Genomic DNA, 22,217 nt, shown 5'->3' with positions numbered 1-22,217 from the left:
GCAGCTAAACTGTACAGTTTGACTGTACATCTGCTATCTTGAATTCATGAACCCGCCATTACCTCCCTCCGACGCGCTCCCACTGGCCGGTCTCGCCGGCGAACTCCGCATCTCGGTCGGCAAGCTGATGCGGCGGATGCGGGAGCAGATCCACCCGAACGACCTCACGTCATCGCAGAAGTCGGTGCTGTTGCGGCTCGACCGCGACGGCCCCGCGACCGTATCGGCCCTGGCGCGCGCCGAAAGCGTGCGCCCGCAGTCGATGCGCGTGACGGTCGCGACGCTCGAGACGCTGGGCGCCGTCAGCGGCGAGCCCGATCCGTCCGACGGCCGGCAGACGCTGATCGCGGTCACGCCCGGTTTCCGCAAGGTGCTGCAGGCGAACCGCGCGGCCAAGGACGACTGGCTGTTCCGCGCGCTGCACGCGCAACTGTCCACGGCCGAGCAGGCCGAGCTCGCGTCCGCCGTGAAGCTGCTGCAGCGGCTCGCCGAATTCCAGGAAACGCCGCGCCCTTGAACCGCATCCGCCCGCTTGCCGAAAGGACAACCCGAACATGAACCTCCCGCATCTCGTCGCGTACTTCTTCGGCGGCGCGTTTCTCGCGAACGTCGTGCCGCATCTCGTCAGCGGATTGCGCGGCGAGCCGTTCCAGACCCCGTTCGCGAATCCGCCCGGGCGCGGGTTGTCGTCGTCCACCGTGAATGTCGTGTGGGGCGTCGCGAACCTCGTGATGGCTTATGTGCTGGTGTGCCGAGTGGGCGATTTCGACCTCCGGGTCACGGCCGATGCCGCGGCGTTCGGCCTCGGCATCCTCGCGCTCGGCCTGTTTCTCGCGCGGCACTTCGGCGAACTGCACGGCGGCAACGAGCCCGACCGGGAGCGGCCATGAGCGTGCCGGCGGCGGGCGTGTTCCGTTCGCTTCGCAGTTTCAACTACCGTGTGTGGGCGATCGGTTCGCTGGTGTCGAACATCGGTACGTGGGTCCAGCGCACCGCGCAGGACTGGCTCGTCCTCACGCAGCTCACGCATCACGACGCATCGGCCGTCGGCACGGTGATGGCGTTGCAGTTCGGGCCGCAGTTGCTGCTGTTGCCGTGGACTGGCTACGCGGCCGACCGCTTCGACCAGCGCAAGCTGCTGATGGTGACGCAGGCGCTGATGGGCGTGCTGGCGCTGGTGCTCGGCGCGCTGACGGTCACGGGTGTCGCGCGGCTCGAGCATGTCTACGTGTTCGCGTTCCTGTTCGGCTGCGCGGCGGCGTTCGACGCGCCCGTGCGGCAGACCTTCGTTGCGGAACTGGTCGGCGATCGCGAACTCGCGAACGCGGTCGCGCTCAATTCGACGTCGTTCAACGCCGCGCGGATGATCGGCCCGGCGGCAGCGGGTTTCATGATCGCGTCGGTCGGCACGGGCTGGGCGTTTGTCGCCAACGGGCTCAGCTTCTTCGCGGTGCTGGTGTCGCTGTTGCTGCTCCGCGAGGACGAACTGCGCGCGAACCTGCGGGCGGGCCGCTCGCGCGGCGGCCTGCTAGACGGATTCCGCTACGTGTGGCGGCGCGACGACCTGAAGGCGATCCTCGTGATGCTGTTCCTGATCGGCACGTTCGGGCTCAACTTCCAGCTGTTCATCTCGACGATGGCGGCCAGCGTGTTCCACGTCGATGCGCGCGGGTTCGGCGTGCTGTCGTCGATGATGGCGGTCGGCACGGTGTCGGGCGCGCTGCTCGCCGCGCGCCGCGAGCAGCCGCGCTTCCGGCATCTGTGGTTCGGCGCGGCGCTGTTCGGGCTCGGCTGCACGCTCGCGGCGCTGGCACCGGGCTATTGGCTGTTCGCCGCCGCGCTGGTGCTGACCGGGATCGCCGCGATCACCTTCATGAACTCGACCAACAGCCTGATGCAGTTGTCCACCGAGCCGGCGATGCGCGGCCGCGTGATGGCGCTGCGCCTCGCGGTCGCGCTCGGCGGCACGCCGATCGGCGCGCCGGTGGCCGGCTGGGTCGCGAACCATCTCGGCCCGCGCTGGGCGCTCGGCGTCGGTGCGATGTCCGGTTTTGGCGCGGCGTTGGTCGCGACGCATTTCGTGAAGCGCAGCCGCGCGCAAGCGCAAGCCGACCGCGCGCGCGACCGGTTCGACGGCGTGTGACCGGGGTGACCGGGCGGGGCGCTGGTGCCGCCGCCGCGCTCGTCGGTCCCTTCATCGCCGGCACGCTGCCGCACGACGGGCGGCCGGGAGCCCGATCCTTTGCGTGAGTCGCCTACGCCGCCGGCCGTGCCGTTGCCGCGTGCGCGGCTTCCAGACACGACTGGAACAGCAGCGCGGCCCGCGACGGCCGCGGCGAGCGCCGCAGCAGGCTAACGAACCGGCACCGGTAATTGAACCGGTGTGGCGCGATCGGCTGCATCAGCCCCTTGTTTTCAAAACTTTCCGCGTAATGGTCGGGCAGGAAGCCCAGGTAGCGGCCGGACAGGATCAGCGTCGCGATCGACTCCTGATCCGACGCGGTCGCGCTGCGCGTGAGCTTCGCGCGGTGGCTCAGCTCCATGTTCGGCGAATGGAAGCCGAGCCCCGCGAATGCGTGGTTGCGGATCGTCGTCCACGTGAGCTTGCCGTGCGGCGCGTCGTAAAGCGGATGCTGGCGGCCGCAGTACAGCAGCATCCGTTCGTCGAACAGCTCCGAATACACGAGGCTGCCGGAGTTGCGGTGCGCGGGAATGATCCCGACCTGATAGCTGCCGTCGATGATCCCCCGCTCGACCTCGTTGATCGACGCGACGTGCAGGTTCAGCGCGACGTCGGGCGCTTCGTCGGCGAACTGGCGAATTGCGTCGCCGAGGCGAGCGTTCGCGTTGGTGGCCGTCTTGTCGAACACCGCGACATGCAATTCGCCGCCCATCCGGTCGTGAATGCCGTCTATCCTGCTTCTAAACGCTTCCATCGACGCGAGCAGCCGCAGTGTCTCCTCGTACACGGTCTGCCCCTCGGGCGTCAGCGTGAAACCCGCGCGGCCGCGCCGGCACAGCACGAGGCCGACGCGCGTTTCCAGGTCCTTCACGTGCCGGCTGATCGTCGAGATGCCGATATTCAGTTCCAGTTCGGCCGCCGCCATCCCGCCGCACTGCACGACGCCCTTGAAGACCCGCAGCAGGCGGAGATCCATGTCGCTGAGCTGCCCGAGCAGCGCGCGGCTCTTCGGTTTCTTTGCTTGCATAGTTGCGCAAGTGAACATTGATATTGCGATATTGAAGAGACTAATTGGCCTCCCGACAATGCGCAACATCATCACAAGAAGGAGGGGCGCGCCGCGCCGACCGACATGACCGACATCACCACCGCCGCGCAGCAGGACGACACGACCATCCGCACCGACGCCGCGTGGCTCGACGCGCACTGGATGCCGTTCACGGCCAACCGCCAGTTCAAGGCCGACCCGCGCATGATCGTGTCGGGCAAGGGCGCGTATTACACGGACGCCGAAGGCCGCAAGATCTTCGACGGCCTGTCGGGCCTCTGGTGCACGGGCCTCGGCCACGGTCGCACGGAAATCGTCGAAGCCGTGAGCCGCCAGGTCGCGCAGCTCGACTACGCGCCGGCGTTCCAGTTCGGCCATCCGAAATCGTTCGAGCTCGCCAACAAGATCAAGGAACTGACGCCGGCCGGCCTCGACTACGTGTTCTTCACGGGGTCGGGCTCGGAAGCGGCCGACACCTCGCTGAAGCTGGCCCGTGCGTACTGGCGCGCGAAGGGCAAGGGCACGAAGACGCGCCTGATCGGCCGCGAGAAGGGTTACCACGGCGTGAACTTCGGCGGTATCTCGGTCGGCGGGATCGGGCCGAACCGCAAGCTGTTCGGCCAGGGGATCGACGCCGACTTCCTGCCGCACACGCAACTCGCCGAAAACAAGTTCTCGCGCGGGATGCCCGAGCACGGCGCCGAGCTGGCCGACCGCCTGCTCGACCTGATCGCGCTGCACGACGCGTCGAACATCGCGGCCGTGATCGTCGAGCCGTTCTCCGGTTCGGCGGGCGTGGTCGTGCCGCCGAAGGGTTATCTGAAGCGCCTGCGCGACATCTGCACCGCGCACGACATCCTGCTGATTTTCGACGAAGTCATCACGGGCTTCGGCCGTGCCGGCGCGATGACGGGCGCCGACGCATTCGGCGTGGTGCCGGACATCCTGAACTTCGCGAAGCAGGTGACGAACGGCGTGCAGCCGCTCGGCGGCGTGGTCGCGACGAAGGAAATCTACGACACGTTCATGGCCGCGGGCGGCCCCGAGTACATGCTCGAGTTCCCGCACGGCTACACGTATTCGGCGCATCCAGTCGCGTGCGCGGCCGGCGTCGCGGCGCTCGACCTGCTGGTGAAGGAAGACGCGGTGGCCCGCGTGCGCGATCTCGCGCCGCATTTCGAGGCGGCCGTGCACGGGCTGAAGGGCCAGCGCCATATCGCGGACATCCGCAACTACGGGCTGGCTGCCGGCCTGACGATCGCGGCACTGCCGGGCGAGCCGGCACGGCGCCCGTACGAGATCGCGATGCGCTGCTGGGCGAAGGGCTTCTACGTGCGCTACGGCGGCGACACGATCCAGCTGGCGCCCCCGTTCATCTCGGAGAAGCGCGAGATCGACAACCTGGTCAACGCGCTGTCCGACGCACTGAACGAAGTGGACTGAGCCGCGGCGCGCACCGACCGACAACCGAATTCACGAAAGAGCCTCAACGATGAAACACGACAGCAATGTGACCTCCACCGTCGGCCACCTGATCGACGGCAAGCGCGTCGACGGCGGCAGCCGCGTCCAGCCGGTGTTCGACCCGGCGACCGGCGAATCGCACAAGAGCGTCGCGCTCGCCGACAAGCTGACCGTCGAAGCCGCGATCGCGTCCGCGCAGGCGGCGTTCCCGGCCTGGCGCAACACGCCGCCGCTGAAGCGCGCCCGCGTGATGAGCCGCTTCAAGACGCTGCTCGAGGAACACGCCGACGAACTGTGCGCGCTGATCACGGCCGAGCACGGCAAGGTGCTCGCCGATGCGATGGGCGAACTGCAGCGCGGGATCGAGAACGTCGAATACGCGACCTACGTGCCCGAGCTGCTGAAGGGCGAGCACAGCAAGAACGTCGGCCCCGCGATCGATTCGTGGAGCGAGTTCCAGGCGCTCGGCGTCGCGGCCGGCATCACGCCGTTCAACTTCCCGGTGATGGTGCCGCTGTGGATGTGGCCGATGGCCGTCGCGTGCGGCAACACGTTCGTGCTGAAGCCGTCCGAGCGCACGCCGTCGTCGACGCTGCGCATGGCCGAGCTCGCGCTCGAAGCGGGCCTGCCGCCGGGCGTGCTGAACGTCGTGAACGGCGACAAGGAAGCGGTCGACACGCTGCTGACCGACCCGCGCGTGAAGGCCGTGAGCTTCGTCGGCTCGACGCCGATCGCCGAATACATCTATTCGACCGGCTGCGCGCACGGCAAGCGCGTGCAGGCGCTCGGCGGCGCGAAGAACTTCGCGGTCGTGATGCCGGACGCCGACATCGGCAACGCGGTGAACGCGCTGATGGGCGCCGCGTACGGTTCGTGCGGCGAACGCTGCATGGCGATTCCGCTGGTCGTCGCGATCGGCGACGAGACGGGCGACAAGGTGGTGGCGGGCCTGAAGGCCGAGATCGAGAAGATGAAGGTCGGCCCGGGCAACGGCGCGGGCGTCGACATGGGCCCGCTCGTCACGCAGCAGCATTTCGAGAAGGTGACGGGCTTCGTCGACGCCGGCGTGGCGGCGGGCGCGACGCTCGTCGTCGACGGCCGCGGCGTGAAGGTCGACGGCCACGACGGCGGTTATTACCTCGGCCCGTGCCTGTTCGACAACGTGAAGCCCGGCATGCCGATCTACCAGCACGAGATCTTCGGGCCCGTGCTCGGCGTGATCCGCCTGAAGTCGCTCGACGAGGCGATGGCGCTGATCGACGCGCACGAGTACGGCAACGGCACGTGCCTGTTCACGCGTGACGGCGAGGCCGCGCGCTACTTCAGCGACAACATCCAGATCGGCATGGTCGGCATCAACGTGCCGCTGCCGGTGCCGGTTGCCTACCACTCGTTCGGCGGCTGGAAGCGGTCGCTGTTCGGCGACCTGCATGCGTACGGCCCGGACGCCGTGCGTTTCTACACGAAGCGCAAGACGATCACGCAGCGCTGGCCGTCGGCCGGCGTGCGCGAAGGAACGGTGTTCAGCTTCCCGTCGAACCGCTGATGCGCTACCCGGCCGCATGAACCGGCCGCCTGCGGGCGGACGGTGCAACGCGGCCGGCGCGATCGCGAGCAGGCCCGCCCGGATCGACGATCCGGGCGGGCTTTTTTACGTCCGCGCGGCGGAACGACGCTTACGGCGCAACCACGTGCCACATGTCCTTGAAGTTGTCGCCGTTGCGGTCGCCCTGTTTCATGTCCTTCGAGAAGAAGTACAGCGGCTTGCCCTTGTATGCCCATTGCGGGCTTCCGTCGTCGCGCTTGACGATCGTGTAGGGCCCGACCGGAACGTCGGTCGCGCTGGCCTTGTAGGGCGGCCAGAAGGATTCGCACTGGCCCGTGCACGCGCTGGTGCCGGCGTTGGCCTTGTCCTTGTCGAACGTGTAGACGGTCATCCCGTTCGCGGCGACGAGCGAACCGTTTTCGACTTTCGTGATCGAGCCTTGAGCCGACGCCGATGCGGATGCAATGGCGAGAAGGGCGGAGCTGACGAGCAGCGCGGCTTTCATGAGGGCCTCCTGTAATCCGGTGGGCGGCCGCGATCGCGCACGGGCGAGCGTGCGCCGGGATCGCGATGAATGGTGCCGGAGCGCGGCGCCGTCGCCGGTGCGGGCGACGCAGGGTCGAATGGCGACAAACGGAGCGCTCCATTCACGATAGGCGGTTTTTGGCAGGGCTGCGAGAACATCGGGGGCGTATCGGCGGGCATATCGGGGGCGTATCGTGGGGCGTATCGGTATCGGCCGCCCGTCTGCGTCACGCAATGGGTCGTGATCGCCGCCGCGCGTCGTTCCGGTATTCGACATCCGTCCCCGAGTGCGCGTCGCGCCCGCCCATGGATCAGCGTTTGGCGCGATTGGTGAGCGCGACGCCCGCGATCACGAGCGCACCGCCCCCCAGCATCGACGGCGACAACGGCTCGCCGAGCAGCGCGACCGACAGCAGCACGCCGAACACGGGCACCAGGTTGGTGAACACGGCCGCGCGGGCCGGCCCGAGTTCGCGGATGCCCTGCGAATACCAGACGAACGCGACCACCGTGCCGATCGCGCCGAGATAGAGCATCGACGCGACGGCCTGCCACGTCAGCGGCGTGCCGCTGCCGGCGGGCGAGCCGAACAGGTGCGCGACGACCAGCAGCGCGAGGCCCCACAGAGCCGCATACGTCGTCGCCGCCAGCGGCGACAGCCCGTCGAGCGCGCGCCGGCCGATCACGGTATAGGCGGCCCAGCTCAGCACCGCGCACAGCATGAAGCGTTCGCCGGCACCGAACGTGTTGCCGAGATCGGTCAGCACCCGCAGCAATGCGCCGCGGCTGATCACGACCAGCGCGCCGAACAGCGCGACCGCGATGCCGGCCCAGCGCGACAGCGACAGGCGTTCCCCGCGCACGACGATCGACAGCAGCACGGCGGTGGCGACCGGGTTCAACGCGACGAACAGCGCGGTGCGGCCCGCCGGCATCCGCGCGAGCGCCGCGAAAAAACACACGTTGTACAGGAAGATGCCGGTCGCACCGAGCCCGAAGGTCGTCAAGATCTGGCGGCCGCTCAGCTTCGGCAGCCCGCCTTCGATCTTCCACGTCAGCACGACCAGCATCAGCGCGGCGATCGCGAAGCGGCCGGTGGCTGCCGAGGTCGCGGACATCGTCGCGGCGAGGATCCGGCCCGCGATGAACGTCCCGCCCCAGAACAGCGCGACGAGCGTGAGCTTCACGTAGACGGCCGCGTGCGGCCGGGTGGCGGCGATGGCGGCGGGTGGGGCGGGAGCGTTCATGTGACGGGTTTTTCTCGGTGAGCGCCTGCGGTAACGCGTGAACGAGCGCGCGCGGCCGGTCATGCCGAATCGCGCGATGGCCCGCGTGCAGGCTGGATTCAGGGGGAAATGGGCGGTCGTTGCGTCGTCAGCGAAACGCGGGTGCCGACGCGAGCGCGGTCAGCACGACGGGCATCGCGAGCGCCGCCGCGATCGTCTGGAACGCGGTGATGCCGGCCATCAGCGGCGCGTCGCCGCCGAGCTGGCGCGCCATGATGTACGACGCCGACGACGTCGGCAGCGCCTGGAACAGCAGCGCGACCGTCAGCGCCGCATCGCCGAGCCCGAACAGGCGGCCGGCGGCGAGCGTGATGAGCGGCATCGCCATGAACTTGAACGCCGACGCGACGCAGACCGGCTGCAGCCACGCACGCGCCGCATCGAATTTCAGTGCCGCGCCCACGCACAGCAGGCCGAGCGGCATCGACGCGACGCCGAGCGCGCGCACGGCCGGCTCGACGGCCGCCGGGAACGTGACGCCGCCGGCCTGCATCGCGATCCCGAGCGCGCACGCGACGACGAGCGGATTCGACAGGAGCTGGCGCACGAGGGCCGCCGCGCCGAGCCGCGTGTCGCCGTAGCGCGCGAATACGAGCACGCACATCAGGTTGACGGTCGGGACGATCGCCGCGACGCACACGGCCGCGAGCGCGATGCCTTTTGCGCCGAACAACCCGGCCGCGAGCGCGGTGCCGACATAGTTGTTGAAGCGCACGGCACCCTGGAACACCGACGTGAAGCCGGCGCCGTCGACCCGCACGAACGGGCGAACCAGCAGGAGAAGCGCCGCGGCGAGTGCGGTCGAACCGACCAGCGCCGCCGCAAGCGGTAAAACGGGCAGCGCCTGCAGCTGGGCGTTCGCGAGGCCATCCGCGAACAGCGCGGGCAGCAGCACGTAGTAGCACAGCCGCTCGGCCTGCGGCCAGAAGGCGTCGGCGATGAAGCCCGTGCGCCGCAGGCCGTGGCCGCACGCGACCAGCAGCGCGACCGGCGCCAGCGCGAGCAGGATCGGGCCGATCATCGGGGCGCCTTCACATGAGGCGGCGTGACCGTGCAGGCCGTGCGGGCCGCGGCGAGCGGCTGGCACGCAAAACGGCGGAACGAGGCGGGCATCCATCCGGCGGGCAACATGGCGACACGCAAGCGAAAGAGTGACGATGGCGCCAAGTTAACACGCGCAAACAACAGGAATAATGGTTAATTATCGGGTGTTCAATGAGAAATTCTCATCGATGACGCGGTGACTTCGGCCGCCAGCGCGCGCGCGAAACGTTCGGCCGGACGCGACTGGTGTTCGAGCAGGACGACCGCGCGCCCCATCTGCGGCTGGCCGAACGGCAAGCGCGTGACGGGCGGCAGGCGCGCAAGCGTCGAATCGGGCAGCGCGACGATCGCCGCGCCGAGCCCTCGCGCGACCATGCGCGCGATCGTTTCCGCGCTGTCCAGCACCATCTCCTCACGCACCCGCACGCCGATGCGGCGCAGTTCGGCGGCGATCATGCGGCCGGCCCACGCCTGCGCATCGAAGCGGATGAACGGCAGTGCGCCGAGCAGCGTGCCCGCGTCGCGTTCCGCCTGGTCCGGCGGCGCGAGCAGCCAGAAGCGATCCTCGTACAGTGTGGTCCACGTGAGTTCCGCCGGATGCGGGCGCACGGGGCGTGTCGTGATCGCCGCATCGAGTTCGCCGGCCGCGACGCGGTTCGCCAGTTCGGCCGACATGCCGGCCGACACGTGCACGCGCAGCCCCGGATGCGCAGCGCGCAGCGCGAGCAGCGCGTCGGGCAGCGGGCCCGACAGCGCGGTCTGGATCGCGCCGATCCGCAGGCGGCCGACGAGCTTCTTCTCGTCGCTGAGCGCATCGGGAATCCGGTCGACCAGCGCGAGCACCTGCTCGGCCTGCGCGAGCAGGATGTTGCCGGCCTCGGTGAGTACCGGCTGTCGGCGCGAGCGATCGAACAGCTGCACGTTGTATTCGCTTTCCAGCGTCTTGATCTGCAGGCTCACCGCCGATTGCGTGAGGCCGATGGCTTCGCCGGCGCGCGCGAAAGTCCGGTATCGGGCGATGGCGACCAGCGTTCTGAAGGCGCGGAGTGACATAAGCGGGCTGAGGTGGGAAGAGGCAGCCGTGTGCGAAACGCAGCCCGGCCGGCGCATTCGAAATGCGACGAGGGGAAACGGGGTTCGCAAGGCAGCCGCCAGGGTTCGCGACATCATGCCCGCGCGCCTCGAATCGGGCAACCGGCCCACATGAGACGCGCCGCATGTTGCCGACGCGTCGCGCCGGTTCACGCATTCTTCAAAATGGTATAGTTCTATTTTTAGAATGTTTGGACCGGACAAGCCCGCTGCCCGAAGCGAGGCGGGCGCGGGTTCCGGCGCGTCGAGACCGAAGTGGAAAGAGGAGCAGGGGCATGACCAAGGTGGCATATCCGGGTTTGTCGTCGCAGCGTCTGAAAGCGCTCGACATGCGGCTGAACGAACGGTACGTGGCGTCCGGGCGCTTGCCGGGGGCGGTGACGATGATCCATCGCCGTGGCGAGCTGGCGCACGTGAACGTCGTCGGTTCCATGGATGTCGAGCGCGCGAAGCCGATGCGCGAGGACGCGATTTTCCGCATCTATTCGATGACCAAGCCGATCACGAGCGTCGCGTTCATGACGCTGGTCGAGCAGGGTCGGGTGGCGCTCGACGATCCCGTGTCGAGTGTGATTCCGGCATGGAAGGACCTGGGCGTCGCCGTGGCCGGCGCACGAAGCCTCGGCGGGTTCCAGACCCGGCCGGTCGCGCGCGAGATGCTGATGGTGGATCTGCTGCGCCACACGGCGGGGTTGTCGTATTTCTTCCAGGCCAGGACGAACGTCGATGCCGCGTACCGCGAACTCGCGATCGGCGAACCGGGCAACCCGGGCGGTCTCGACGGCATGATCGCGGATCTGGCCGGGCTGCCGCTCGACTACTCGCCGGGCGATGAGTGGAATTATTCGGTCGCGACGCACGTGCTCGGCTATCTCGTCGAGAAGATCTCCGGGCAGCCGTTTGCCGACTACCTGAAGCATGCGCTGTTCGATCCCATCGGCATGCCCGACACTGGTTTCTTCGTGCCGGACGAGCAGGCCGAGCGCCTGTGCGCGTGTTATTGCCCGGGCCCGGATGGCGCTCTCGTGCTGCAGGACGACCCGGCGGCCAGCGCGTTTCGCCGGCCGCCGGCGCTGGCTTCGGGCGGCAGCGGGCTCGTGTCGACGGCCGGCGATTACCTGCGCTTCTGCCGGATGCTGCTGAACCGCGGTTCGATCGACGGGCACCGGATCCTGAGCCCGAAGACCGTCGAACTTATGACGATCAACCATCTGCCCGGCGGCCGGACGCTCGACCGGATGTCGCGCTCCACGTTCAGCGAGGCCGTGTATCCGGGGCTCGGGTTCGGGCTCGGCTTCGCCGTGACGCAGGACCTTGCCGCGACGATGCAGCCAGGCAGCGTCGGCGATTACTTCTGGGGCGGTGGCGCCAGCACGGCTTTCTGGATCGATCCGGCCGAAGACCTGATCGTGGTGTTCATGACGCAGCTTCTGCCGTCGACGACATACCGGATTCGCCGCGACCTGCGGCATTGGGTCTACGGGGCGATGTGCGACGACGATGGCGACGCGGCGGCTTGAAGGGCGGGGCAGGCGGGTCAGGCCGCCGGCTTGCGCGTGCCTTTCCGGGTTCCGGCACGCGGTGACGGGATCAAGTCGGCGCTCCGGTCGTTACCGTCGAGATCGTGCGTGATGTCGAGCACGAAACGGTCGGCGCGATACAGGTAGAGCCCCGCATGGACGATGCAGCCGTCGCCGTCGGTCCACCAGCGGCGCATGCGGATCAGCATGTCGGCCATGCTGAAGTCGGCACCGTCCGACGCGAGCAGGTCGGCCGTCTCCTGGTCCGCATAGGCGGCCGTGATTTCCTGGCGTGCCTTCGCGAGCGGAAGACGGTTGTATTGACGGACGAGATAACCGACCTTGCGCCGCGCGTCGCTGCCCTTCGGAAACCGGTCGTAGGTTTCCCGCGCGACGTAGCTGTCCATCACGCCGTAAGGCGCGCCGTCGTGCAGCTGAAGCGTGCGGATCCGCATGTAGGCGGCGCGCATGGGTTGGCCCGTCTGCAACGCGGCGGGCAGCGCGGTCACGGCTTCGCGCAGCAGCACGCGCAGGGTCTGGCCGGGTGCGAGTTGCAGCGGATCGTTGATCGCGGCGCGCAGCGCCGGGTTATCCGGGGGAGAGAGGACATCGGCCGTGACGAACGTGCCGCGCCCGCGGGCACTGCTCACGAGCCCTTCGGCGCTCAGTTCGGCCAGCGCCTGGCGCACCGTGATCGTGCCCGCCCGATAGAACGCGCACAGCTCGGGAATCGGCGGCAACTGGTCGCCGCGCTTCCACTCGCCTTGATGGATTCGTCCGCGAAGCAGGCTGGCAATCCGCGCATAAAGGGCGACCCCTTTGCGTTCGGCGGGCGACGACGGGTTCAATCACGGGCTCCTGGAATCGTGCGGGTGGCGGGGTGACCGGGCGGGGCAGGCATGGCGCCTGTCAATGCCCAACATTCTACTCTTGGAATGTATGGCGCCATTCGCGAGGCAGGGCCGTGACGCCGCCGTGCGTCACACCCACAGCCGGTACATCCAGAACGATTCGTCTTCGATGAAGCGCTGCGTGAATTCGCTCGGCGAGAATCCCGTGATGCGCTTGACCTCGCGGCTCAGGTGCGCCTGGTCGGCGAATCCTTCGTCGAGCGCGAGCGTCGCCCAGTTGAACGCGGTGCCGGCTTCGAACCGGTCGCGCGCCGCGAAGAACGCGCTTTCCGTCCTGACGAGCGCCTGCCATTCGCGCAGCGATCGGCCGCTGTAGGTCTTGATGCGCCGTTCGACCTGGCGCGGGCTGTGTGTGCCGCGCCACTCGCGCGCCTGCAGCGCGAGACGCTCGACCCAGCTGCGCCCCGCATTGCGAAGCGAAGACAGCGGCGTCGCGGGCCGCAGCGCCCGCCAGCGAGGCGCGAGATGACGATCGATCGCCGCCAGCACCTCCGCGTCGCCATCCGCGCCGAGCAGTGCATCGAGCAGCGGGTGCCAGTCGCGGCCGAGGCACGCGTGTGCATCGAGCACGCGGTCGTGGATGTCCGGCAGCGCGATGCCGAACAACGTCCGCGCGGCGTCGGCGGTGAAACAGATCATGCCGATCAGCCCGCCCGTCGGCGCCCACGCGACGGTGGGAGACGAATGGCTGCCCGACAGCGTCGCCGCCGCGCCGAAGGGGCGCCACCGCGGGCCGTCGGGGGCGGGCTCGATGAAGCCCACGTCGAGATCCCGGTACCACGACACGCAGACGAGCGGCGTGGCCGGAAAATGCGAAAGCCGCTGCGCGTCGCTCGACGCGACGCCGCGCGAGTCGCACAGAACGATCGCGACCACCGCGCCCTGCAGCGCGGCAGGCGCGGGATGCAGCCGCGCATGCGGCAGCCGCCCGCCGCCCGCGACGCGAGGCGCGCGGGCAAGCGGATCGGGACATGACAGCGGAATCGATGGCGGGCCGGAGAACATGACGCCGCAGTATAGGGACGGGGCCAACGCGTGTCGATGTCGTTTGCGTTCAAGACCGCCGCCGCACCGATGCGGAGAATCCGGCACATGAACACACGATCCTCTTCCCAATGTCCATTCCACGCGGGCACCGCTGCGGCGGCGCCCGTGCTTCACCCGCCCGGCGTATGGCCGCCGGGGCCGCCCGCCGGCCTGACGGGTTGGGGGTTGCTGCGCACGATGTCGCGCGACCTGATCGGCGCGCTTGGCGACTGGCAGCGCACCTACGGCGACGTCGTGCACTTGCGCGTGCGGCCCGAGCATGCCGTGGTCGTGACCGATCCGGCGCTCGTGCGCGAGCTGCTGGTCACGCACCACGATGCGCTCGGGCGCTGGGAGCGCGCCATCCGTGTCTTCGCGGAGGTCCACGGCCAAAGCGTGCTGGTCGCCGAGGGCGATGCGTGGCGCGACAAGCGGCAGGCGCTGCAGCCCGGCTTCATGCCGAAGCCGGTTCAGGCGTTCGTTCCGGCGATCGCGGCGACGGCCGGTCATGCGCTCGCGCAATGGCCCGCGCATGATCCGGAGTGGCCGATCGAAAGCGCGCTGACGTCGCTGGCGATGGACGTGATCATGCGCACGATGTTCTCCGATACGATCGGCGGCGATGCGCGCGCGGCCGAAGAGGCGGTGCGCGTGGTGAGCGCCGCGGCGAACGCGGCGTTTTACCAGCCGGTGAGCACGCCGAGCTGGGTGCCGTGGAAGCGCCGCACGGCACGCGCGATGGCGGTGCTGAAAGGGGTGATCGACCGGCAGCTGCATGCGCGCCTCGACCGGCCCGAGCGTACCTGGCCCGACGATCTGCTGTCACGCCTGTTGCGGCTGCATCGGGCCGATGCGCGGAAATGGCCGCTGCGGGCCGTGCACGACGAATGCGTGACCGCGTTCCTGGCCGGCCACGAGACGACCGCCGGGGCGCTGACCTGGTGGGCATGGTGCATGGCCGCGAATCCGGCCGTGCAAGCCGCCGCGCGCGACGAGGTGTCCCGCGTGCTGGGCGGTCGTGCGCCGTCGGCCGAGACGCGCACGTCGTTGCGTTACCTGTCGCAGACGCTCGACGAAACGCTGCGCCTGTACCCGTCCGCGCCGATCCTGATCAGCCGTCGCGCAGCGCGGCCGATCGCGCTGGGCGCGTGGCAGTTTCCCGCGCGCACGCTGTTCATGCTGCCGCTGCAACTGATGCAGCGCGATCCTCGATGGTTCCCCGAGCCCGATACGTTCCGCCCCGAACGCTTCGCCGACGATGCGCCGGCGCTGCCGCGCGGCGCCTGGATGCCGTTCGGCACGGGCCCGCGCGTGTGCCTCGGGCAGCATCTGGCGATGACGGAGATGACGGTCGTGGCCGCCATGGTCCTGCAGCGCTACGTGCTGTCGGTGCCGCCCGGCATGGCGCCGCCGCGCGCGGTGCTGAACGTCACGCTGCGACCGCAGCAGGCGTTGCATCTGGCGATCACGCCGACGGAGCTGGCGGCCGCTACGGTCTCGGAATGACGGGGGCATGAGCGGCCGATTCGACGGGGCCGGCATCGCGCCAGCGCATGCCGTTCGCGCGATGCGGTGTCGTCGAATCGTCGGAATGTGAAGGCGTGCCGGCAATCGCTTTCGGCGCCACTGGCGCGGCATCGCGCAGCACCTATGCTTGAAGGGCCCAGGCCGGGTGGCGCCCAAGGAGGATGGTCATGCGCATGCTTCTCAACATACGAATCCCTCACGAGCCGTTCAACACGCTGGTGCGGGACGGCAGCGTCGGCGACGTGATCTCGCGAATACTCGAAGCGGTCAAGCCGGAGGCCGTGTATTTCACGGAGCAGGGCGGCGGTCGCGGGGCGGTCGCGATCGTCAACGTGGATGACCCGTCGCAGATCCCCGCGCTCGCGGAGCCGTGGTTCCTGATGTTGAATGCCGACTGCGAGTTCCGCGTGGTGATGTTGCCGGACGATCTCCGGAACGCCGGGCTCGCGCAACTCGGCGCGAAGTGGCGGTAGCGGGGAGCCGCGCATGCGTGTGCCGCTGCCCGAAAACCGGGTGAGCGGCATCGCGCGGCGTTCGCGCGCCGGCTATCGCGCAGCCGGTGGCGGCTCGACGTTCGCCGCCTGCCTGTCCTTCGGTCGCAACGGCAGCAGCAACAGCAGGCCGCTCAGCGCCGCCGCGGCAAAGCATACGAAAAAGAACCGTTCGTTCCATTGAATCTCGCATGTCGGACGCTGCGCCGCCGGCATTCCCCGTCGTGGCGCCGGGTTCCGGCAGGAACGTGAAGACCGCCGGTTGCCATCCGTCCGGATCGGGGTGGTCATCCGGCCGCGTCTTCCCCCAGCGCCTGGATGAAGCGCGAGAACAGCTCGGGCTGCGAAGAAATCCCGAGCTTCGCGTACAGGTGCCGCCGGTGCACCTTCACCGTTTCCGGCGAAATCGCGAGCCGCTCGGCGATCGCCTTCGACGAGTTGCCGCGCAGCACCATTCTCGCGATCGACATCTCGCGATCGGTCAGCACGCCCGCGCCGAAGCGGGCGAGTGCCTGCTCGACCCGCGCGCCGAGATCGGCGTCGGGCGTCGCGCGTGCCGCGTCGCCCACCAGCCGCCAGTGCTGCCGGATCGCCGCGAGCACCCACGGCATCGCGGCCGTCAGCTTGCCGAGCGGCTCGACGTCGAAACGCGTGCCCGCGCCGAGCGACAGCGACAGCAGCATGTCGGCGCTCGGCCGCACGAGGATCTGGATCTCGTCGTCGCCCACCGCGTCGCGGAAATAGCTCAGGAAATACTCGCTCTGCCGGAACAGGTCGGGCGCGACTTCCTCGAGCCGGTAACAGCCATCGGCGAGCCCGTCGTGCGCGGCCTGCAGGAACGGGTCGAGCAGATACACGCCGTTCAGGTAAAGCGGCACGGGCGACGCGGCATCGGTGCCGCCCGTGTCGTATTCCTCGAGCACGAGCGGCACCCCGTCGGGGCCGATCGCGGTCGCGAGCGCGTTGTCGAACGGCGCCATTTCATTGAGCAGCAGCACCAGGAAGCGCCAGAAGCGCGGCTGGCCGAGGTGATCGATTGTGCGGCCGAGCGCCTGGTGCATCGCGATTTCGGAAAAGAGACGATCCATACCACCACCGGAAGGGCGTAACACGAAGGGGGAATAGCAGTCCTGAAATTGGCTTCCTAGACTGCCACGCAATCAGTCGGGCCCGAGTATGGGCGTTCAAAAAAGCGCGGAACAGGAGAAACGAAATGGCGATGATGTCGGAATCGACGGGCACGCTGCAAGCGGCGCCTGCAACGGAGGACGCGCCGCGCGCGCTGTCGCAGACGCTCAGCGTGCGCGATGCGGTGATGATCACCGTATCGGGCGTGACCCCGGCCAGCTCGATCTTCGTGATCGCGCCGTTCGCGATCCAGCAGGCCGGCAGCGGCGCCGTGCTGTCGTTCGTGCTCGGCGGCGTGCTCGCGCTCGCGTTCGCGCTCTGCTACGCGGAACTCAGCGCCGCGCACCGCAGCGCGGGCGGCGAGTACGTGATGGCCAAGCGCGTGTTCGGCACGCTGCCCGGCTACCTGACCTTCATCACGGTGCTGTCCGTCAGCGTGTTCATCCCGGCCGTGCTCGCGAGCGGCGCCGCGCCTTACCTGAACAATGCGCTCGGCACGCACTTCAGCAACCAGTCGGTCGCGTTGACGATCGTGCTGCTCAGCTACGTGCTCGGCATGCTGAACATCAAGACGAACGCGTGGATCACGGGTGCGTTCCTGGTGGTCGAGATCGGCGTGCTGATGCTGATCGCGGGGCTCGGCTTCGGTTCCCCGCATCGCGGCGCCGACGCGCTGGTCGCGCCGGTCGTCGCGAGCGGCAACGCGCTCGTGCCCGCGACGCTGGCCGCGATCGTTCCGGCGATCGGCACGGCGATCTTCTGCTACAACGGCTTCGGATCGGCCGCGTATCTCGCGGAAGACCTGCGCGGCGGCAACCGCAACGTCGCGAAGGCGGTGATCTACTCGCTGCTCGTGATCCTCGTCGTCGAACTGATTCCGCTCACCGCGATCGTGCTCGGCGCGCCGTCGCTGACCGAGCTGACGAAGAGTGCCGACCCGATCGGCTATGTCGTGCGTTCGCTCAGCAACCCGGCCGTGTCACGCGTGGTCAGCGGCGGGATCTTCCTGTCGGTGTTCAACGCGATCATCGCGATCGTGATCACGATGGGCCGGCTGCTGTACAGCAGCGGCCGGCACGCGCTCTGGTCGCGCACCTGCAACCGTGCCTTCTCGACGATCCACCCGCGTCTCGAATCGCCGTGGCTCGCGACGATCGCGCTGGCGGTGCCGTCGGCGGGGCTCGTGTTCGTGTCGAGCCTCGACGAGCTGACCGCGTTCACGGTCGACCTGCTGCTGCTGATCTACCTGGTCGTCGGGCTGGCCGCGCTCGCGAGCCGGTTCGTGCGCCGCGACGTCGAGCATCATTACCGGATGCCGTTGTGGCCCGTGACGCCGCTCGTCGCGGTGGCGGGCGCCGCGTACACGCTCTACACGACGCTGGCCACAGCCACGAAACCGACCGACCTCATCATCATCGGAGGGCTGCTGGTCGCCGCACTCGTGATGTACGGGGTGTGGGCGCGACACAGCGAGGCATTCCGCGCGCTCTGAGCGACGGATCGACACCATGCAACACCGATATAGCGAACCACTGAAAGACTGGAGGAACTGCATCATGCGCACGAGGGATCTCGGCATCCGCATCGGACTCGGCACACCGGGCCGCTTCAACGCGATCACGGACGTTCCGGGCGTGCGGGTCGGACATTGCACGCTGAACGAGGAGAACGGCGACGCATCGATCCGCACCGGCGTCACCGTCATCGAGCCGCGCGCGGGCGCCGCGCACGATTCGCCCTGTTTCGCGGGCGTGCACGTGCTGAACGGCAACGGCGATGCAACAGGGCTCGAATGGATCCGCGAAGCCGGGCTGCTCACCACGCCGATCGCCTATACGAACACGCACAGCGTCGGCGCGGTGCGCGATGCACTCGTCGCGAACGAACGCGAAGCGGCGGCGGGCCGCGTGTACTGGTGCATGCCGGTCGTGATGGAAACCTATGACGGCCTGCTGAACGACATCTGGGGGCAGCACGTGAGCGCCGCGCATGTGCAGCGCGCGCTGGCCGCCGCGCAGACGGGCCCGGTTGCCGAAGGCGGCGTGGGCGGCGGCACGGGCATGATCTGCCACGAGTTCAAGGGCGGCATCGGCACCGCGTCGCGCGTGCTCGCGGCCGATGCGGGCGGCTGGACCGTCGGCGCGCTCGTCCAGGCGAACTACGGCGTGCGCGAGATGCTGCGCGTGGCCGGCTATCCGGTCGGCGAAGTGCTGCGGCACGTGCCTTCGCCGTTCCGCGCGCCGGACGCGCAGGGCGAGGCCGGGATGGGCTCGATCGTCGTGACGATCGCGACCGACGCGCCGTTGTTGCCTCATCAATGCACGCGGCTCGCGCAGCGTGCCAGTGTCGGGCTCGCGCGGGTCGGCGGCGGCACGGAGGATTCGAGCGGCGACATCTTCCTTGCGTTCGCCACGGGCAACAACGGCCTGCCGGCGGCGAACTACGGCAGCAAGGGGGCGCCGACCACCGGCGTGAAGATGGTCAACAACGACCATATTTCCGCGCTGTTCGTCGCGGCGGCGGAAGCGGTGGAGGAAGCGATCGTGAACGCGCTCGTCGCGGGCGGCGACGTCGAGTCGCGCGGTGCGCGGGTCGAAGGGCTGGGGCAGGCGCGCTTGCTGGATGCGTTGCGCGAGGTGGGCTGGCGGCCGGGGCGCGGCGCCTGAAACGGCATGCGCCGCTTCAATCGAAGCGGCGTGGGGTGGAGCGGCGATGCGGCGATCGGCCGGGCCGCGATCGGCCGGGCCGCCGCTCGCCCGCGCAGGTCATGCGGGCGGTGCGGGCCTGGCCGTGACGACGCGGCGTCATGCTCAGCTGCCGAAGTAGATGTTGCAGAAGCTGACGGGGCCGACGCAGGCGTTCGGGTCGTCCTGCTTCGATTGCGTACGATCGACGCGGCCGGCGGCCTTCACGGCTTCGACGCGGTTCGCCTGTTGCTGTGCGTCGTCTGCCGGTGCCGGCTGTGCGTGAGCGACAGCAGCGGTGAGCGACAGGGCAACGAGGGCGAGGTGCAGCGGCTTCATTTCGGTTTCTCCTGGGTGAGTGCCAGTCTCGCTGGCAGTGAGGAAACTATAGGCTCGCACTGCTTAAAGATTAATCACCGCGCCTGTAGAGCATATTTCCATCCGGAACAAGGATCCCGTTGCGCACGCACCGATCGTCAAGGGCGTCGACGGCATCGATGGCATCAATGGCGATGCCGGTTGAACGGCGCGTCCTTGTCCAGCAGCGCGCTGCGCATGAAGTGCAGGCAGCCGACGATGCGCTGCATGCGATGCCGTTCGTTGGGCACCGCATACCACGCCTGCAGCGCGTGCTGCGCGGCGCGGATCGCGAGATTCACCGATTTCAGCGTGCGTGCGTGATGGCCGGGCGTCGGATCGTCGAAGAAGCGCGGCAGCTCGTGCAGCACCGCGTCGACCGAGCCGGTCCAGCGCAGCGTCTGCGGCGGTTTCGATGCGCGGAACGCGTTCATTTCGTCGCGCAGGTCGATCACCGCGTGGCCGACTTCGAGCGTCGACAGCATCCAGCGCAGCGCGTCGCGATGCTGCCGCGTGCGCCGCACGAGCAGCGTGCGCAGTTGCGCCATCAGGTCGTGGGTGCTCGACTGGAAGCGCTGCGCGAGGCCGTCCGGCGCGCCGTCGCACGCCAGCGTGACCTGGCGGCGCAGGTCGTGCGCGATGCGGCCCGTGAGCCACGGCATGTGAGTCGGGAACACGACCGCGAACACGAGCGAGCACGCGAGCATCGCGATGACGACGGCCAGGCCGTTGTTGATCAGCACCTCGGGCGTATACGCGATCGCGTTGTCGGGGCCGGCGAGCAGGCAGAAGAACACCGCGAAGCCGATCCCGTAGCCGGACAGTCCCGGCCGCATCGCGAGAAACGCGCCGACGCCGAGCACCGGCGCGAGCGCCGCGCACAGCAGCGGAAAGCCGTCGATGTTCGGATACACGTAGCACAGGAACAGGTAGCCGACGGCGGTCGCGAATGCCGCGCCGACGCTCATCTGCGCCACGAACTTCGGCGCGCGCGGCGACGTCGAGCTGAGCGCGCACGCGATCGCGGTGGCGGTCACGGCAAGCGGGCCGCTTGGCCATTCGGAGGCGATCCAGAACACGCTCATCGCACCGACGGCGACGACCGTGCGCAGGAACGCGAAGCCGACGAAAAACGTATTGGTCTTCACCGCGTAATGCGTGACCGAGCGCTCGAACGCATGGTCGTCCTGATCGAGCGACGCATAGGTGTCGGCGTAGCCGAGGTATTCGCCGATGAAGCGGTACAGCAGCTCGATCGCGGTATCGAAGTCGAGCAGGCCGCCGGGCGCATGTTCCTCGATGTTTCGCCGCGAGGCGCGCGCGGCTTTCGGCAACGCGCTGTGGAAGCGGCGCAGATCGAGCAGTGCACCGGCGGCCGGCGCGATGCCGCGCTGCCGCTCGTCGCGCAGCGCGGCGAAACGCTGCGCGAGCGCATCGACATGCGGCGCGAGCGCATCGAGCACCGCGTCCGAGCCGTTCGCGCGCAGCCGCTTGACGAGCTGGTGCAGCGCATGCAGCCGCGTGCACGCGTTCATGAACTCGCTGTTCAGCCGCGCGAGCCGGCGGCTGCGCGCGCGAATGTGCGGATCCTCGAACGACGCGAACGCGCGATTGGCCTCGAAGCCGACGATGTCGTCGACGAAATCCGCGAAGCGCCGCTCGAAATCGCCGCGCGCGACGTCGCCCGCGAGTGCGCCGGCCGTGAACGCCGCGAACGTCGCATGGCGGGTGCCCAGCGAGCGCATCAGCGCCTTCGCGGAGCTGAGCGGCAGGATCAGCGCGCTGACCGCGCCCGAGCAGGCGATGCCGAGCGCGACTTCCGCGGCGCGCGTGAGCGCGGACTGGAACAGCGTCTGCGGCGTCATCACGGCCGGCAGGCCGATCAGCGCGGCCGTATAGCCGGCGAGCACGAAGCCGTACCAGCGGAAGTGGCGGTTGCGCACCGCGAGCGCGATGCAGCTGCCGATCCACAGCGTGATGCCGGCCATGTACAGCTCGGGCTGCTGCGCGAACAGCCCGCCGAGCGCGAGCGCGGCGACGAGGCCGGCCGCCGTGCCGAGCACGCGGTAGAAACTCTTCGCGAACACCATCCCCGACAGCGGCTGCATCAGCACGAACACGGTCGTCATCGCGGTGCGCGGCTGCGACATCTCCAGGCGCATCGCGATGCCCATCGCAAGCAGCGCCGCGAACACGGTTTTCGCGAGGTGCAGCCAGATCAGCCCGTCGCTCGCGGCCCAGTCGCGTGCCGCGTCGCCGAGTGGATCGAGCCATGCTCTCCATCGTGCCGGTTCGATGGAAGGTTGCTCGATCGCAGGTTGTGGCTTCATGAAAAGAGGGGGCCGGTACGGGGCCGGCGAGGTGCACGGCACGTCCGAACGGGTCC

21 protein-coding genes are annotated in these 22,217 nt (G+C 68.8%); 11 read left to right on the top strand and 10 right to left on the bottom strand.

Annotated features, from left to right (window positions below; translation table 11 throughout):
• The first annotated feature begins 46 nt into the window (after positions 1 to 46).
• The 3 genes from DPV79_RS08335 to DPV79_RS08325 are packed head-to-tail and all read left to right on the top strand — an operon-like array spanning position 47 to position 2,143.
• A complete protein-coding gene (locus tag DPV79_RS08335) occupies positions 47 to 517 on the top strand; it encodes a MarR family winged helix-turn-helix transcriptional regulator (RefSeq protein ID WP_059484974.1) in 471 nt (156 codons plus the stop codon).
• A 37-nt stretch (positions 518 to 554) separates the two neighbouring features.
• The gene (locus DPV79_RS08330) at positions 555 to 890 is read left to right on the top strand and encodes a hypothetical protein (RefSeq protein WP_027791510.1); all 336 of its coding nucleotides are present in this window, start codon (positions 555 to 557) and stop codon (positions 888 to 890) included.
• Positions 887 to 2,143, top strand: a complete 1,257-nt coding sequence (locus DPV79_RS08325) for an MFS transporter (RefSeq protein ID WP_021159215.1) — start codon at positions 887 to 889, stop codon at positions 2,141 to 2,143. Before DPV79_RS08330 ends, DPV79_RS08325 begins: the two co-directional genes overlap by 4 nt.
• 112 nt (positions 2,144 to 2,255) lie before the next feature.
• On the opposite strand, the gene DPV79_RS08320 is transcribed toward DPV79_RS08325, so the two are convergent.
• Positions 2,256 to 3,209, bottom strand: coding sequence for a LysR family transcriptional regulator (locus tag DPV79_RS08320; RefSeq protein ID WP_021159214.1), 954 nt, complete (start codon positions 3,207 to 3,209; stop codon positions 2,256 to 2,258).
• 105 nt (positions 3,210 to 3,314) lie between these two features.
• Between DPV79_RS08320 and aptA the strand changes: the two genes are divergently transcribed.
• Together aptA and DPV79_RS08310 are read left to right on the top strand one after the other, a co-directional pair.
• The gene (gene aptA / locus DPV79_RS08315) at positions 3,315 to 4,673 is read left to right on the top strand and encodes an omega-aminotransferase AptA (RefSeq protein ID WP_021159213.1); all 1,359 of its coding nucleotides are present in this window, start codon (positions 3,315 to 3,317) and stop codon (positions 4,671 to 4,673) included.
• Positions 4,674 to 4,722: 49 nt separating this feature from the next.
• Positions 4,723 to 6,240, top strand: coding sequence for a CoA-acylating methylmalonate-semialdehyde dehydrogenase (locus DPV79_RS08310; RefSeq protein ID WP_021159212.1), 1,518 nt, complete (start codon positions 4,723 to 4,725; stop codon positions 6,238 to 6,240).
• A 130-nt stretch (positions 6,241 to 6,370) separates the two neighbouring features.
• On the opposite strand, the gene DPV79_RS08305 is transcribed toward DPV79_RS08310, so the two are convergent.
• From DPV79_RS08305 to DPV79_RS08285, 4 genes are all read right to left on the bottom strand, one after another.
• Entirely contained in the window at positions 6,371 to 6,745 is a 375-nt protein-coding gene (locus DPV79_RS08305; protein WP_021159211.1) for a COG4315 family predicted lipoprotein, read from the bottom strand.
• 331 nt (positions 6,746 to 7,076) lie between these two features.
• Positions 7,077 to 8,012, bottom strand: coding sequence for a DMT family transporter (locus tag DPV79_RS08295; RefSeq protein WP_113045160.1), 936 nt, complete (start codon positions 8,010 to 8,012; stop codon positions 7,077 to 7,079).
• Between the two features lie 127 nt (positions 8,013 to 8,139).
• Positions 8,140 to 9,072 (bottom strand): AEC family transporter, encoded by a 933-nt coding sequence (locus tag DPV79_RS08290; protein ID WP_165843495.1) that lies wholly within the window; start codon positions 9,070 to 9,072, stop codon positions 8,140 to 8,142.
• Between the two features lie 191 nt (positions 9,073 to 9,263).
• A complete protein-coding gene (locus tag DPV79_RS08285) occupies positions 9,264 to 10,148 on the bottom strand; it encodes a LysR substrate-binding domain-containing protein (RefSeq protein WP_048023088.1) in 885 nt (294 codons plus the stop codon).
• 314 nt (positions 10,149 to 10,462) lie between these two features.
• On the opposite strand from DPV79_RS08285, the gene DPV79_RS08280 reads away from it, so the two are divergent.
• Complete coding sequence (locus DPV79_RS08280) at positions 10,463 to 11,707, top strand: serine hydrolase domain-containing protein (protein ID WP_059591197.1); 1,245 nt, start codon at positions 10,463 to 10,465, stop codon at positions 11,705 to 11,707.
• Between the two features lie 17 nt (positions 11,708 to 11,724).
• Here DPV79_RS08280 and DPV79_RS08275 read toward each other — a convergent pair whose 3' ends face one another.
• Together DPV79_RS08275 and DPV79_RS08270 are read right to left on the bottom strand one after the other, a co-directional pair.
• A complete protein-coding gene (locus DPV79_RS08275; RefSeq protein ID WP_021159205.1) occupies positions 11,725 to 12,555 on the bottom strand; it encodes a GntR family transcriptional regulator in 831 nt (276 codons plus the stop codon).
• 132 nt (positions 12,556 to 12,687) lie between these two features.
• A complete protein-coding gene (locus tag DPV79_RS08270; protein WP_113045158.1) occupies positions 12,688 to 13,623 on the bottom strand; it encodes a helix-turn-helix transcriptional regulator in 936 nt (311 codons plus the stop codon).
• Between the two features lie 87 nt (positions 13,624 to 13,710).
• Here DPV79_RS08270 and DPV79_RS08265 point away from each other — a divergent pair, with 87 nt between their 5' ends.
• From DPV79_RS08265 to DPV79_RS42535, 3 genes are all read left to right on the top strand, one after another.
• Complete coding sequence (locus DPV79_RS08265) at positions 13,711 to 15,150, top strand: cytochrome P450 (RefSeq protein WP_113045157.1); 1,440 nt, start codon at positions 13,711 to 13,713, stop codon at positions 15,148 to 15,150.
• Positions 15,151 to 15,338: 188 nt separating this feature from the next.
• Positions 15,339 to 15,644 (top strand): Panthothenate synthetase, encoded by a 306-nt coding sequence (locus DPV79_RS08260; RefSeq protein ID WP_021159202.1) that lies wholly within the window; start codon positions 15,339 to 15,341, stop codon positions 15,642 to 15,644.
• Positions 15,645 to 15,657: 13 nt separating this feature from the next.
• Positions 15,658 to 15,846: a hypothetical protein gene (locus DPV79_RS42535; RefSeq protein ID WP_165843494.1), complete on the top strand. Its 189-nt coding sequence runs from the start codon at positions 15,658 to 15,660 to the stop codon at positions 15,844 to 15,846.
• Between the two features lie 103 nt (positions 15,847 to 15,949).
• Here the strand turns inward: DPV79_RS42535 and DPV79_RS08250 are convergent, their stop codons facing one another.
• Positions 15,950 to 16,750, bottom strand: a complete 801-nt coding sequence (locus tag DPV79_RS08250) for a helix-turn-helix transcriptional regulator (protein ID WP_113045156.1) — start codon at positions 16,748 to 16,750, stop codon at positions 15,950 to 15,952.
• 125 nt (positions 16,751 to 16,875) lie between these two features.
• On the opposite strand from DPV79_RS08250, the gene DPV79_RS08245 reads away from it, so the two are divergent.
• Positions 16,876 to 18,282, top strand: a complete 1,407-nt coding sequence (locus DPV79_RS08245; RefSeq protein WP_059853679.1) for an APC family permease — start codon at positions 16,876 to 16,878, stop codon at positions 18,280 to 18,282.
• A 64-nt stretch (positions 18,283 to 18,346) separates the two neighbouring features.
• Complete coding sequence (locus DPV79_RS08240) at positions 18,347 to 19,456, top strand: DmpA family aminopeptidase (RefSeq protein ID WP_113045155.1); 1,110 nt, start codon at positions 18,347 to 18,349, stop codon at positions 19,454 to 19,456.
• A gap of 144 nt (positions 19,457 to 19,600) precedes the next feature.
• Here DPV79_RS08240 and DPV79_RS08235 read toward each other — a convergent pair whose 3' ends face one another.
• Together DPV79_RS08235 and DPV79_RS08230 are read right to left on the bottom strand one after the other, a co-directional pair.
• Positions 19,601 to 19,813 carry a hypothetical protein gene (locus DPV79_RS08235; protein ID WP_113045154.1) on the bottom strand — a complete coding sequence of 71 codons (213 nt, stop codon included), beginning with the start codon at positions 19,811 to 19,813 and terminating at the stop codon, positions 19,601 to 19,603.
• A gap of 164 nt (positions 19,814 to 19,977) precedes the next feature.
• A complete protein-coding gene (locus tag DPV79_RS08230; protein WP_113045153.1) occupies positions 19,978 to 22,161 on the bottom strand; it encodes an FUSC family protein in 2,184 nt (727 codons plus the stop codon).
• Between the last annotated feature and the right edge of the window lie 56 nt (positions 22,162 to 22,217).

Origin of the sequence: Burkholderia reimsis, assembly GCF_003294055.1 — a bacterium.
Lineage (GTDB): Bacteria > Pseudomonadota > Gammaproteobacteria > Burkholderiales > Burkholderiaceae > Burkholderia > Burkholderia cepacia.
The sequence above is the reverse complement of the archived record's forward strand: the minus strand, read 5'-3'. Positions and strand labels throughout refer to the sequence as shown.